Below are 15300 nucleotides of genomic sequence, written 5' to 3' on the forward strand. Positions count from 1 at the left end.
CGAATGAATGTATTTTTTCTCAGAACCGATCAGCAAACAGCGTTATATGAAAAGCCCTCTGGCAATTTTTTCACTGGGCTCTCAATGGAAAAATTTCTTTCTATCATTTCCCGTGATCAAGACCCTGTTCGTTTGCGTTGAGCTCAGGTTTTCTTAGTTTCACTGACCTCAATGTTATGAACTCCCACTACAAAACCAACTCTAAATATCGAATGTATTTTGAATGTCTTTTTCTATGCAAGGATAAATAATGACTCTGGAACCAGGGAGGAATCGGGTATGGATCCCATGAACAGCCATTCCAGCATCGGCGTTTCAAACCCGCCAACACCCGGGCAACCTTTACCGGAGGAAGCACCAACGGGTGTCAGTGCAGGCAGGGACGTTACTGTATATGACCAAAATCAATCTTTATTCTTCTGTTTGCCCGACGAAAAAAAAACTATGATTATCGGCTACCTGGGCTTTCGAGAGATTACCCGCCTAAAAGAGGTATGCAGATATTTTTGCGATCTTGTTGAAAACCATAAACTTCTGGAAAAAGCCTGGTATCGCCGATTTTCTTCACCACACCAAAATCAACTAAAGACCATCGTTAAGTCAAAAGATGAGCAACAACTCCGTGATTGGTTGAGTCCTTTTGCACCTCAGGGCACTGTCGAATCAATGGTAAAACAACGACTGAGTACTTATTTTCCTGCTCTGCTTCTTTTTAACAACAGCAGTCTGATGTCTGACTGTGAACAATTCAAGTTAGTGAAAAAAAACGAAATCTCCCATTTTGACGAGGTCTACACAGCCAGCTTCAGCGCTGATGCCAGCTTTATCATGACCAGTAACGATGGTTCGTTGACAATCTGTGACCGGAAGACCGATGGATCATGGGAAGCAAAAGACACTATTAACCTTGATGGTCCAGTCTTTGCGGCCAGCTTCAGCTCTGATACCTGTTATCTTCTGACTTCCGATGGAGATAACTCTGAGACTGCGAAAATCCATGCTCAGGAGAAAGATGGATCATGGGAAGTAAAAGCTACCACCACCCAAGAGGGTGGTATCATTTCAGCCACCTTCAGCCCCGATGGCCGCTATCTGTTGACCATCAGTCAGTATAATTTGGTGAAAATCCATGGTCAGGAGACCGATGGATTATGGAAAGAAAAAGCCGCTTATAAGCATGATGATACGATCATTTCGTTCAGCTTCAGCTCAGACAGTCGTCATTTGTTGATCGCCAGTTCATATAACACAGTGACAATCTATGGTCTGGAGGACGATGGATCCTGGGATGTAAAAGCCACCATTACCCATGAGGGTAAGATCTTCTCAGCCACCTTCAGCGCCGATAACCGCCGTCTGGTCACCACCGCTGATGATCGCACGGCAAAAATCTGTGACCTGCAGGACGATGGGTCATGGAGAGAAACAGCCACAATTGCTCATGACGATACTGTCTTCTCAACCATATTAAGCCACGATAGCTGCTATTTGGTGACCATCACCCAAAGAAAAGTCAGAATTTTTCATGATAATGCGATCTACTCAGCCAGCTTCATCGCCGATAGCCGCCATCTGGTAAGCGCCAGTGAAGATAACTCGGCAAAAGCCCATAGCCATAAGGCGGCTGGATCATGGGTGAAAAATGCCACCATTTCTCACAAGAAGGGCATCCACTCAGCCACCCTTAGCCCCGATGGCCAGCATCTGGCGATCAACGGCACTGATAACAAGGTAATAATCTATGGCCTGGGGGAAGATGGATCATGGAAGAAAGAAACCGTCATTTGCCACAAAGGTCATTTCTCAGAAGCCACCTTCAGTCCTGATGGTACCCATCTGGTGACGTGGGCCGATAATGACAAAACGGCAAAAATTTATGGTCTGGGTCCCGAGGGAACATGGCTAAAAAAAGCCATCATTTCTCACGAGGAGGGCATCTCCTCAGCTACCTTCAGCCCCGATGGCCGACATGTGTTGACCATCAGTAATGATCACAAGGTAAGAATCACTGAACTGCAGAAACTTTGATGAGCTAATGAGTGTAAAACCCATTGACTGCAGACGGCTATCAGACAGAAATGCTTTTTGCAGGAATGAATTTTCCCGGACCAGGACTCTTCTTTTTCTTAATTCCACTGACTTCAATATTTTGAACTTCCATTTCAAAACCGACTCTAACAGACCTGATCCATTTTGAGCCTCCTTTTCTATGGGAGGATAAATATTGACTTTGAAGCCGTTGAGGAATCGGGCATGGACCCAATGAACAGCCATTTAAGCACCGACGTTTCAAACCCGCCAACACCCAGGCAGTCCGAACCGGAGGAAGCACCAATGGGTGTCAGTGCAGGAAGGGACGTTACTGTATATGACCAAAATCAATCTTTATTCTTCTGTTTGCCCAACGAAACAAAATCTATGGTTATTCGCTATTTGGGTCTTCGAGAGATTACCCGTTTAGTAACGGTATGCAAATATCTTCGCGATCTTGTTGAAAACGATAAAGCTCTGGAAAGAGCATGGATTCGCCGATTTCCTTCACCATACCAATATCAACTAAAGACCCTCGTTACGGCAAAAGATGAGCAACAACTCCGTGACTGGCTGAAGCCGTCTGCGAATGAAGACACTGTCAAGTCACTCGTAAAACATCGAGATAGCGCTTATTTTCATGCTCTGGTCCTTTTTAACAAGAGTAAACTGATGTCTCAGTGTAAAAAATTCCACCTGGTGAAAAAAGCAACCATTATCCATCGTCACGATGTGGAGACAGCTACTCTAAGCACCGATAACCGCTATCTAGTGACCGCCAGTTTGGATAGTAATGTGAAAATCTGTGCCCGGGAGGCCGATGGATCATGGAAAGAAAAAACGACCATTTCCCATAATTGTTGGGTCATATCAGCCACCTTTAGTGCCGATGGCCGTCAATTGGTGACCGCCAGCCGTGATCACACAGCGAAAATCTGTAGTGAAAGAGATGATGGCTCATGGGAAGTAGAAACCACCATTTCCCATAATAGTTGGATCAACACATCGAGTTTCAGTGCTGATGGCAGCCACGTGGTGACTGCCAGTCACGATCACACGGCAAAAATCTGTGGTCGGGACGACGATGGATCATGGTCAATAAAAGCCACCATTCAACATGATGGTCCGGTCAAATCAGCCAGCTTCAGCTGCGATGGCCGTCATGTCCTGACCGCAAGTATCGATCACATGGCAAAAATCTATGTCCGGAAAGCTAATGGGTCATGGGAAGAAAAGACCACCATCGCCCATGAGGATAAAGTCTTCTCAGCCAGTTTCAGCGCCGATGGCCGATATGTAGTGACTGCGGGTGAAGATCACACGGCAAAAATCTACGGCCTGCAGGACGATAGTTCATGGGAAGAAAAAGCCACCATTAGTCATGAGGGTGCAGTCTACTCAGCCTCCTTCAGCCTCGATGGCCTCCATGTAGTCACTGCCAGTAAAGATAACACGGCAACAATCTATGGTCTGAAGGCCTCTGGATCATGGGAAAAAGAAGCCACCATTAACCACATCAGGGCAGCCACTTCAGCCAACTTCAGCGCCGATGGCCGCCATGTGGTGACCACCAGTGCTGACAATACGTCGAAAATCTATGGCCTCCGGGCCGATGGGTCATGGGTAGAAAAACTTACCATCACCCACGACGATTGGGTCCTGTCAGCCACCTTCAGCCCCGATGGGTGCCTCGTGGTGACCGCGAGTTGCGACAAAAAGGCGAAAATTTATGGTCTGGGACACAATGGATCATGGGTAATAAAAGCCATCATTTCTCACAAGAGGCCGATTACCTCAGCCACCTTCAGCACCGATGGCCGATATATAGTGACCGCCAGTGAAGATTACACGGCTAGAATCACTGAACTACGTGGGAGCAATTGATTATCGAATCAGCCTGAAGGGGTCATTCTGCCGCTGCAAAGTCGCCCATTCTTTACCGTTAAGGAGAGTCTTATGTCGTTTTCAGTTAAAAATAAAGTCGTGTTGGTAACAGGTGCCAATCGAGGGATTGGAGAAGGTTTTGTAAAGATTTTATTGGCACAGGGCGCTAAATCCATTTACGCCGCTGCTCGTGATCTGGATAATTTGCCGTCAGTCATTGCCCTTGACCCTCGGGTGATTAAGCCCATCCAGTTGGATGTAACGAATAACGCGCATGTGACCAACGTGAGGGAATCCGTACCAGAGCTGGATATTCTTATTAACAATGCGGGGATTGCCACAGGAATCCACACCACCGAGCCCGGAGCCCTTGAGGTGGCACGCAAAGAAATGGAAGTAAATTTATTGGGTCCAATGGCGCTGACCCATGCTTTACTGCCGAAATTAAAAGCGTCTAATCAAGCGGCCATAATTAATATTTCGTCCATTGCTGCCATAAGTAATTTCCCATCTTTAGGGCCTTATTCAGCAACAAAAGCAGCATTGCATTCTTACACTCAGGGGTTGCGAGCAGATTTAAGCGGGTTTGGGATACGGGTTTTAGGGGTCTATCCCGGCCCAACGGACACTCGCCTGGCTGAAGGCATTGAGATGGATAAACCTGCTCCTGAAGAGGTGGCAATCAGAACATTCGAAAGTTTAGATGCCGGGGTTAGTGATGTATTTCCTGATGATTTTGCCAGTCAAATGTATTCTATCTTTTTAGATAAACCTCAAAAATTAGAAGCTTTTTTTGCTGAAATGACCGCGCAAAGTGAATAATAGTTTCTTGCACGGACTGTTTCTAAATGAACAGTAATTAAGCTTAATTTTGGTGAGAACCAATTAAAAAATAGCGTTATATCGAAAGCCCGGTGGCAATTTTTGCACCGGGCTCTTAATAAAAAAATTTCTTCCTGCCATTTTCCCGGATCAGGGCTGTTTTTTTCTTGGTTACACTGACCTCAGTATTTTGAACTTTCATTATAAAACCGACTCTAACTGATCGAATCCATTTTGAATGACCTTTTTAAGCAAGGATAAATACTGACATTGGAGCTCTGGAGAAGCCCGGCATGAACCCTTTGAACAACTCTTCCAGCAATGACGGTTCACTCTCGCCAACACCCAAGAGACCTCGACTGGAGGGAGCACCGACAGGTGTCAGTGCCGACAGGGACGTTGCTGTATATAACCAAAATCAATCTTCATTCTTCCGTTTGCCCGACGAAACAAAATCTATGATCATTCGCTATTTGGGTCTTCGAGAGATTACCCGTTTAGTAAGGGTATGCAAATATCTTCGTGATCATGTTGAAAATAATAAGGCTCTGGAAAGAGCATGGATTCGCCGGTTTCCTTCAGCACACCAATATCAACTAAAGACTATCGTTACAGCAAAAGATAAGAAACAACTCAGTAATTGGTTGCAGCCATTAGCGAATAAAGGCACGGTCAAGTCACTCATAAAACAACGAAAGAGCAGTTATTTTCCTGCTCAGTTACTTTTCATCAACAGTAAGCTGATGTCTCAATGTGAAAAATTTCACAGGGTGACCAGAAAAAAAAATAACCTTAATTACCAGATCACCACAACCGCCTTCAGTCCCGATGGTTGCCACTTGGTAACCGCCAGTATGGGTAAGGTGAGAATCTATGGCCGCAAGACCGATGGATCATGGAAAACAAAAGCCACCATTTCCCATGAGAATTGGGTCAGATCAGCCTCCTTCAGTCCAGATAGCAGGCATCTGGTGACCGCCAGTTATGATCGCACATCGAGAATCTGTGGTCTGGGAGACGATGGCTTATGGGAAGTAAAGACCATCATTTCCCATAAATTTTCGGCCAGATCGGCCAACTTCAGTGCTGATGGCCGCCATCTGGTGACTGCCAGTATGGATGAGACGATGAAAATTTATGGTCTGAAGACCGATGGATCATGGGAAGAAATAGCCACTATCAAACATAATGGTCCGGTTACCTCAGCCAGCTTGAGCGCCGATTGCCGTCATTTGCTGGTCGACGGTTTTGATAGAAATGCCACAGTCTATGGTCAGGAGGAAGATGGATCATGGAAAGTAAAAGGCACCATTACTCATGAGGGTATTGTCTACTCAGCCACCTTCAGCGGCGATGAACGTCATCTGGTAACCGCCAGTGAAGATTGTTCGGCCAAAATCTGTGCCCTGCAGGCCGATGGATCATGGAAAGAGATAGTCAAAATTTCTCATGATGATGTGGTCTACTCAGCCACCTTCAGCACAGATGGCAGCTATCTGGTGACCGCCAGTGAAGATGGTACGGCAAAAATCTATGGTCAAGAGACCCCCGGGTCGTGGGTAAAAGAGGCCACCATTAAACACAAACAATCAGTCATCTCAGCTAACTTTAGTCCCGATGGCCGCCACCTGGTGACCACCAGTAAAGATCACAGGGCAAAAATCTATGGCCGGGAGATCTCCGGATCATGGAAAAAAAAAGCCACCATTGCCCACAAAGGCTGGGTTCGACCAGCCGCCTTTAGTGCTGATGGTTGCCATGTCGTAACGACCGCCATAGGTGACAAAAAGGCAAAAATTTATGGACCAGGGGCCAATGGATCATGGGTAAAAAAAGCCACTATTCGACACAAGGAGAAGCTCAGATTCGCCATCATCAGCGCCGATAGCCGACATGTGTTGACCGTCGATGAATATATCACGACGAAAATGACTGAACTAAGGAAGAAGGAATAAGCTGTTCAATATTTTGAACTTCCATAACCAAACCGACTCTAATAGATCGAATCAATTTCGAATGTCCTTTCCAGGCAAGGATGAATACCAACTATAGAGCTACGGAGAAATCAGGCATGGAGCCCATTGAAAGCCATTCCGGCATTAACGGATCACTCTCACCAACACCTGAACAGCTTTCACTGGAGGAAACACCAACAGGTGTCAGTGCCGGCAGGGGCGTTAGTGTATATAACCAAAATCAATCTTCATTCTTCTATTTGCCCAACGAAACAAGATCTATGATTATTCGCTATTTGAGTTTTCGAGAGATTACCCGTTTAGCAAGAGTATGCAAATGTCTTCGCGATTTTGTTGAAAGAGAGAAAGTTCTGGAAAGAGCCTGGTACCGCCGGTTTCCTTCACCACGCCAGGATCAACTAAAGACCATCGCATCGACGAAAGATGAACAACAGCTCCGTGATTGGTTGAAGCCGTTTGCCAATGAGGACACTGTCGAGTCACTCATAAAACATCAATATAAGGCTTATTTTCCTGCTCTGCTTCTTTTCAACAACAGTAGACTGATGTCTCAATGTGAAGAATTTGACCTGGTGAAAACAGCCGAAATGAGCAAATGTCACACTGTCATGTCGGCCACCTTCAGCGCTGATTGTCGCCATGCACTGATTGCCACTGTCGCTGAAGTGGTGGAAATCCATGGCCGGGAGAACGATGGATCATGGAAACTAAAAGCCACTATTAACCATAACAAAGCGGTCAGATCAGCCGCCTTCAGTTCCGATGGCCGTCATGTGGTGACCGCCAGTAAGGATTGCACAGTGAAAATCTATGGTCTGGAGGACGATGGATCATGGGAAATAAAAGCCAACATTCTCCATAAAATTTCAGTCAAGTGGGCGACCTTTAGTGCTAATGGTCGCCATGTGGTGACTAACGGTTATGATGCCATAATGAAAATCTGTAGTCAGAAAGACGATGGATCATGGGAAGAAAAAGAATCTATCAAGCATAATTGTCCAGCCAGGTCAACCAGTTTAAGCTACGATGGCCGTTATGTGTTGATTGTCGATACAAATAACAATGCGACAATCTACGGTCAGGGAGACGACGGATTCTGGGAAATAAAGTCTACCATTTCCCATAATTATTTTGTCACCTCAGCCACTTTCAGCGCCGATGGTCGCCATATGGCAACCACCAGTAAAGATGGTACGGCAAAAATCTGTGTCCTACAGGCCAATGGGTCATGGAAAGAAATAGTCAGGATTTCTCACTATGAGGAGGCCTACTCAGCCAACTTCAGCGCCGATGGCAGTCATATGGTGACCGCCAGCAGAGATGGTACGGCAGAGGTCTATGGCCAGAGGGCCCCTGGATTATGGGTAAGAGAGACCACCATTTTACACAATGAGTCAGTCAAGTCAGCCGACTTCAGCGCCGATGGACGCCACCTGGTGACCACCAGTGACGATCACACAGCAAAAATCTATGGTCTGGAGGCCACTGAATCCTGGGTAAAAAAAGCCACCATTCACCACAAAGGTCCGGTTCAACGAGCCGCCTTTAGTGGCGATGGATGCCATGTTATAACAACCGCCAGTGATGACAATATGGCGAACATTTATAGTCTTGGGCCCGATGGATCATGGGTAAAAAAAGCCACTGTTCAACATGAGATAGCGTCCAGATCAGCCAACATCAGCGCCGATGGCCGATATATATTGACCTTCAGTGACCTTAACCAAGTGGAAATCACTGAACTTCGGAAGAAGGATTGATGATCGAATGAGCCTGACCTCACAGCCAGGCTCCTGCCACAACAAGATAGGTTCGCTGAGACTCGCCATTACTGATTAAAGGTGCGGGTGATTTCGCCATACAGCTTTTGTGGTTACCAGTCATCAGCTAATACAGCCATTATGCGTTTTTCTGCCACTTTTTTCTGACCATTACTGCTTTTAAAGTCTATATCTTCACATTGGTGAACCAACCCCTTCCTGTTAGTAAAGATAAAACCGCAATTTCTTTTATAACGATGTGTTTCTTTCGTACCTTCATCTGGCGAGTCAACAGCAAACTCAGGGCTTGAAGACTGGCCAATATTAAGCCCACCGCCTGAATATTCAATCTCACAATCGTTGTCATTCAACTGTACGACCAGACTTGCCAGCCCTTTGTCGCGATGCCAAGGCATATCCACAACGTTCCGGGGAGTGAAGAAGAACCCTTCAAAGCTGTCAGCATTGATTGAGGGATAGCGAATTATCCAAAACTTTATATTTTCAACTTTTTTACCTGACCAATCTAATGAATCAGCCATTTTTTCCAATGCCTGACAGCATAGCTCTTTAACAGCTTCTGAACGAGTATGAATAATATTTTTCTTGAACGCTTCTTTTTCTTTTATCTTGCCATTTTCATCAAAATGACTAATTAAGTTTTGGTTCCTGGAATGCAAAAGCGTTGAATGCCGTATGTTAGCGCGCTGAAAGCTGACTAAGATACGATCAAAAACATCATTCTTTGGTATTTCAAATTCATAAGCGGTGGATTTATCAATCTCGCTTTTCAGAAAATCGGCATCAAACAATCGGCGATCTTTGTCTACTTCTTCGTTGACCATTTTTAAAAGATCTTCATCAAATAAATGGTTTACCATTATAAATTTATCACCATATTTTATATGTTTATTAACTGTCCTTTCCCCTGAAACCAGTGGAGTGGCGACATGGCTACCAGCGATTATGCCACTATCTACTCCAGCTTCTGAAACATCCTGCCTGTGCTGTCTGTTGCGCAGAGGCGATTTGCCTGCTTCTGCCATCTCTTTGAAATTATGTGTCAATGATCTAAAAAAAACAGGCACTGCCGAGCGTTTCGATAATTGTGTCGTCGACTCCCGAACATTTGACAGGCTGTTTTTAAAGGAGTTGCTCTGTTGAGGTGATGGGGTTGCGCCAAAGTTAGACGACCTTGCCAGATAGGTATTCGTGGAGTGATAGAACAAGTGCCCGGTTCCCATTTGGAGTAATGACATCAGGTCATTGATATGATCTTGCCTCCAGATTTTTTGCGACGAAATCCCCGTAGCCAGTCTATCTGATGTCGTACTGAGAGCCAGTGAAAACAGATTCTCTGAATGTTGACTTGAGTCAGTGAGCAATAAAAAGCCCGGATGATGGGTAAAAAGATCATGATCAGAGTAAACCAGTCGTGATACCGGGTTATTCTGGCTACTACTCAGGCCGATTACCGCAGCGCCTTTTTGACTTTTTAAAACATCGGTTAAAGGTGGGGAAAAAACCTCCCTTTCAGCGGTATTGCCTGACATTGTGTTTTCAATGGCCCGGTTAACAGCCTTTAAGGTTTGTCCATGAAAGAGGCTGTAAACCTTATCCTCTTGAAAGTGTGAGCAGAGGGTTGTGATTGTCTCTAAGTCCCATTGAACATCCGCTTCAGCGTCAATAAGCAAGTTTATTTCCTCAGAAACCTGATCGCCACTCATCATAAGTTTTAACAGGTTATTATTGATCCCCTGAATTTGGATAGTCAGTTTATCCATACGGTTGTCAGAAAGCGTTTGATATAAGTTGACCCATTCCGGAATATCTTCAGGCGGATCAATTTCAGCACTGTTTCCGGTATTATTCAGAATATTGATTTCCAGGAAAGGCTTTTGATCTTCGGGGAATACAACCTGCTGATAATAATGACTGGCCAGCCAGGGGTGCTCAGGATAGACAGGCATAATGCCTTTGCGGGGAAGTTGTGCGTCACAGGCAAGGATTTTGTTTTCTCTATCCACATATTCAGATAGCGTACTGGTCAGATAGTTAAAATAAAATTTCAGGTTGATCAGTATAAAAAATGCCCTGATCTGAGACTCCAATGTCATTGCAGATACTGCGAAAAAATCGGTTATATAAGAGTGACTGCCTGCTGACGGCTGCCTGAGAACAACCTCGCCGACGGCGGCTATGTAGTAGGGTAAAAATGCGACCCCCACAAGAGACGCAGAAGTTCTCAGTGTGGCCAGTATCTGCTGTGCCATTGTGTAAGAATCCTGGTGTAGCAGAAGGTGGGTCTGAGCTTTTAATAAATGAGGTATTCTCTGACTCGAAAGAGTAGTACCTACCGGATTTTGATTGACTGTAATGAGTGTTTCAGTATTTCCACTTGCAGCGAATGGAAGTGCAGTCAAAATTAAAATTAATGCCATACATCTGGCTAAATTATTCATTTTTTAAATGGCTCCGAATTTACTATTTATGTTTAGTCAACTTCAGCTAACAGCTAAAGAAAGTCCCCTCTTGATGTTTTAGACAGATTGAAACGGATTAGCATTTGATTCGCTGCAATGTGCTAGCAACGCTTCACAAACCCAGCATTGAACTAAGGTCATGAATCAACACATAGCGATATAATACTGAACAACTGGTCAAGGAGATTTCTCAGAAATACGACGGAGTTTCGTACCAGTCTACGGGTTGTGTTTTTTATCTGTTTAAATTCTGCTGCTTTCAGATTTCTCTGAAATTTATATGAGTTCGAAGGGTAGCTGTAAAAAAGCAGAAGTGCTTAATTTTTTCATAATTAATTTTATGACGTGCGTCTGCATCAGGAAAAGCATTCCTGAAGGCTGAAGTCCAAAGTTCACTATTTTTCTTGTTATACACAATGATTTTCATCAACCTTAACTCCGTGGTAGATCATGAAATAATAATTAGAAATTACGTCCTGAGTCGCGACCAGAAAAAGCCTGACCATAGGCATGGGTAACGCGGCCTTATTATCAGATATTGATTAAAAACTGTTAGCGTCCAGCACTGCAATAATTTGAATACAGCTTTTTTATCATTGTGATAGCCATTGCCAATTTCATCCGCTTGCCTCTAACTTTTTTCTATACAGCAAGAGGACAATCCCATGAATAAATCCAAACAAGTAGAGAAAAAACACGATAGTCATAATATTTCAGTTCAGCAACCCAAAAAGCAAAGCGATTGCAATTTCAAGCGCTTCTTGTCGGTTGATTCATGTTTCGCATCTCCTGCGTTGTTTGCAGGAGAAAGACTGGCAGTCAGGTTGTGATTTTTGAAGACGTCCTCAAATGAGCACTTACATAAAAACGCTGCTGGATTCAATTCCAGGGAACTAAAAGCCATTGTAACTGTCAAATACCGTTATCCGCTTTCTAACTACCGTTATGAGCATGTCAAGGAAGCGAAAAGTAATAGCTGGTATTGCGAGGAGCACCAATGCCACCTTGGTACACAGATTGCCGAACAATAGCGTGGTTACAAGGCTCGATTGCTATATCCAGTTATTTTATACACAAGAAAAGGAGATAATTCCTATGGATACTATTAAATCAACCAATTCTCAGTTCGTCTCAGATGAAACTGCTCTAAAAAGGATGACAAACTCTACAGACGATCATTCACAGAGCGTTAAAATCTCTAAAAAAATGCCAGAATCTAAAGTTTTACCCTTCAAAAATGAGCAGTTAGTTCCAAATACTAATCCAGAAGGTATGACTTCATCAAAGCCTTATGCAGAAACAGGCTTAGAAAGGAAGGTGGATATGCTGGACTTATCCTTGGCAGATACCCGACTGGCCCAGCTACAAAGTTCAAGTCCTGCATGCATGCCTGCAGAAGAGATTGTTAAAATACCGGCTACCGAGCTTGATTATAGACCCCATTCTGAAAGCAATAACACCGAAACAATAAGGCCTTGGTTTGATTGTTTCGGGCAAATCTATGAATCTTTGCAAGAAAATGACCATCCAACACTTGAGAAACAATTATATGCACTTAGAGAAGATCAGATCGAAAGCCTTTTGATGGCTGAAGCCCCTAGATCTTTTCTAACTAAACATTATACCCAGAATCACGCCAGTTTACTGTTGCAAGCAGCCAGGGAATCCGAGGCAAACAAAGTTTTTTTCAAGTGTTTATTTGACCGGCTGAGTACGGAAGAATTGCGGATTATGCTTTTAAAGTCTGTCGATGATGGTCTGACACTATTGCATTATGCCAGCTCCGTTATAGAAGAGTCACTATTCAAGCAGCTGGAGCAGAAATTAGGTAGGGAAACACTTCTGGAAATGGTAACCCTTAAGGTAAATAATCATGCTCCTCCTATTGCATATGCCTGCCTTTATAATCAAAGTACATATCTGTTTAATACCGCTCTCACACAAAACAGGGAATTGATAGAAAAACTCCTGAAGGGTGGTCCCGATATTGATGAAAGCTTGTTACAGTTCATGTTTGTTAATTTTGGGAATTACGTGCTAGGAAAGGGTCTAAATAATGAGGAATACTGGGAGCGTTTAAATGATCTGTCAAATTTTCTGATTGGTCAAGAATTTTTGGATGCGCTCAGATTTGCTGGCAAAAAGAATGAGTCTGTTTTTCTGACGGCCTGTAAAAACGTAAACAGCTGGGAATTTTATAAATTAATTGCGGCAAAACTTAGTGATAACAAGCTTTTTGAGCTTTGTAAATGGGAAGTGGAAACGGGCAAGTCACTGTTGCACAAGTGCTTTGAAATAAATCATTCAGTTACTGTTATGCGAATTGTCCATTTAATCCAATCTGCATTATTGAGATTTAAAGTATTGTCTTTGCCCAATGCAGAAGGCGATTCCGTATTTCAACGGCTGTTAGTCGAAAATGATTTTTTTTACAGTAATAATAATGTGAAAGACATATTACGTGATATGGATTCTAGCGAACGGAATCAACTGGTTATTGGTGATGCAAATATTTGGGAGCAATCTGCCGTGAGTAGCGATCGAGCACTCAGACAGCAAGAGCGAAATCCAATAGTAGTTGCCTTGAACAAAGAAAATATGTCACTGGCTGAATATCTCTGGACACAGATTACTGACCCGCAATTACGAATTAAACTCTTACTTTACAGGTCAAAACACCAAAAAAACCTGTTCCAGCACATTTTGGAAAAAGGAGTTAGTCTGCAATGGTTCAACAAAATGCTGACAGATACCGACAGCGGAACCGAACGGGATCTACTCGCGGCTGAATTATATAAGATTGCATCAAAAGCTGATCGCATGAAAGATGCCTCTTATTACCTAAGCCAAATCAGGGATTCACAATTAATAAAGGATGTGTCTAAAGATCATTATAAATATTTTTTAGCTAACCTCTACAAGCAGGGTAAGAAGCTTACAGAAGCTGATTTCAGCAAAACAACCCCATCTCAATGTACAGACGCTATTACATATATATTTGAACATAGCTTCTATACAAAAGAATACCCCGGGAAAAATCATTTGCCGTTGCTTATGGTACAGGAGAATAGAGGTGATAAAGATGCTTTTGTCAAGTGGGCTTTAAGTCCGTTGAACGGAAAGCAAAGCCCATTGATTAAGATCCTGGAACGGTTTACTACTGCTTGTCTTGCGATCAATAGCCCTGATAAAAGTTATCTCTGGGGGAAGCTTTTTTTAGAAAGTAAAAGTGCCAAAAAAGAAATCATGTTGAGTAGGCCGATATTTCAGAAGATCATTAAAATGATGACACTGGAGCAGATAAGAGAGTGGCTTTTGCCTGAACTGGGTGGGAGTAATAATTTATACTTGCTTGTTTATAAAGATATCCTTGAGCCAATCGTGGAAAGACCGGAGGGTTCAGGCAAAGCCTTTCTTGAAAAAACAGACCCGAAGACTGGTGAAAATTTATTGCATATTATTTTCAGGAGCAATCTTATTAGTGAAAATCACGTAGATAAGAAAAGTATGATTGATACAGTTGAATGGCTGGATAAAATCTATGGATTAACCTCGTTTTTGCAAAGTCATTCGGAAAACGATGGCTCAACCCCTTTACATGTACTCTTGAATGCAGAAGGAGGAATACGTCGCTCGAGGGCTGGATCAACACAAAAAAATATTCTGCAGCGCCTATGCCGGACAAAAACAGATCGCATTGATCTGGTTGAGTTGCTCAAACTAAAAGACAACAATGGCTGCACACCTCTGCACAAATTATTTTCCTTTTATAGAATAAATTATGAAATCGTTGATCTGTTAATTGATGAACTTGGTCTTGGAACATTTCGTGAGTTAGTGAATATCAAAGACAATCAAGATGAACCTGCTATAGATGTTGGCAAGTTTGAAAAAAAATTGAACTCTGATCCAAATTACGCCGTTCTGTTTAAAAATTGAGACTCATCGTCAATTGTATCGGTGGCAGAAAAGTCAGCTAATACTAACCCACCGGCAGTAGAAGCCAGGTCAGGGCCGATAAACATAATCACCGGCCTGACCACCGCTGGTGTAGACAGCCGGTGAAGTATGCTGATCCATGAAGAGCACACTCAGTCCGATAAACAGCCTCTTTCTCAATACTCTCGGTTACTGAGAGTCATGAATCAAAAGAGGCGACATCTATCTTGAAAAACTCCGTCAGTTCAGCAACCCAAAAAGCAAAGCGATTGCAATTTCAAGCGCTTCTTGTCGGTTGATTCATGTTTCGCATCTCCTGCGTTGTTTGCAGGAGAAAGTCTGGCAGTCAGGTTGTGATTTTTGAAGACGTCCTCAAATGAGCACTTACATAAAAATGCTGCTGAA

General features: G+C 43.5%; 8 protein-coding genes. 7 read left to right on the top strand and 1 reads right to left on the bottom strand.

Annotated elements, in window-relative coordinates; genetic code table 11:
- Positions 1-279: 279 nt before the first annotated feature.
- From ACOJUN_RS07230 to ACOJUN_RS07250, 5 genes are all read left to right on the top strand, one after another.
- Positions 280-2028 carry an F-box/WD repeat-containing protein gene (locus ACOJUN_RS07230; protein WP_422135988.1) on the top strand — a complete coding sequence of 583 codons (1749 nt, stop codon included), beginning with the start codon at positions 280-282 and terminating at the stop codon, positions 2026-2028.
- A 225-nt stretch (positions 2029-2253) separates the two neighbouring features.
- Positions 2254-3915, top strand: coding sequence for an F-box/WD repeat-containing protein (locus ACOJUN_RS07235; protein ID WP_422135989.1), 1662 nt, complete (start codon positions 2254-2256; stop codon positions 3913-3915).
- 72 nt (positions 3916-3987) lie between these two features.
- Positions 3988-4737 carry an SDR family NAD(P)-dependent oxidoreductase gene (locus ACOJUN_RS07240; RefSeq protein WP_422135990.1) on the top strand — a complete coding sequence of 250 codons (750 nt, stop codon included), beginning with the start codon at positions 3988-3990 and terminating at the stop codon, positions 4735-4737.
- A 293-nt stretch (positions 4738-5030) separates the two neighbouring features.
- Positions 5031-6692, top strand: coding sequence for an F-box/WD repeat-containing protein (locus ACOJUN_RS07245; protein ID WP_422135991.1), 1662 nt, complete (start codon positions 5031-5033; stop codon positions 6690-6692).
- Positions 6693-6808: 116 nt separating this feature from the next.
- Positions 6809-8473, top strand: coding sequence for an F-box/WD repeat-containing protein (locus ACOJUN_RS07250; RefSeq protein ID WP_422135992.1), 1665 nt, complete (start codon positions 6809-6811; stop codon positions 8471-8473).
- Between the two features lie 113 nt (positions 8474-8586).
- Here the strand turns inward: ACOJUN_RS07250 and ACOJUN_RS07255 are convergent, their stop codons facing one another.
- The gene (locus ACOJUN_RS07255; RefSeq protein ID WP_422135993.1) at positions 8587-10746 is read right to left on the bottom strand and encodes a hypothetical protein; all 2160 of its coding nucleotides are present in this window, start codon (positions 10744-10746) and stop codon (positions 8587-8589) included.
- Between the two features lie 1043 nt (positions 10747-11789).
- Here ACOJUN_RS07255 and ACOJUN_RS07260 point away from each other — a divergent pair.
- Together ACOJUN_RS07260 and ACOJUN_RS07265 are read left to right on the top strand one after the other, a co-directional pair.
- Positions 11790-11987, top strand: a complete 198-nt coding sequence (locus ACOJUN_RS07260) for a hypothetical protein (RefSeq protein ID WP_422135994.1) — start codon at positions 11790-11792, stop codon at positions 11985-11987.
- A gap of 64 nt (positions 11988-12051) precedes the next feature.
- Positions 12052-14895 (top strand): hypothetical protein, encoded by a 2844-nt coding sequence (locus ACOJUN_RS07265; RefSeq protein ID WP_422135995.1) that lies wholly within the window; start codon positions 12052-12054, stop codon positions 14893-14895.
- Positions 14896-15300 lie beyond the last annotated feature (405 nt).

The sequence above is a fragment of the Endozoicomonas sp. ALD040 genome (assembly GCF_049275945.1).
GTDB lineage: Bacteria > Pseudomonadota > Gammaproteobacteria > Pseudomonadales > Endozoicomonadaceae > Endozoicomonas_A.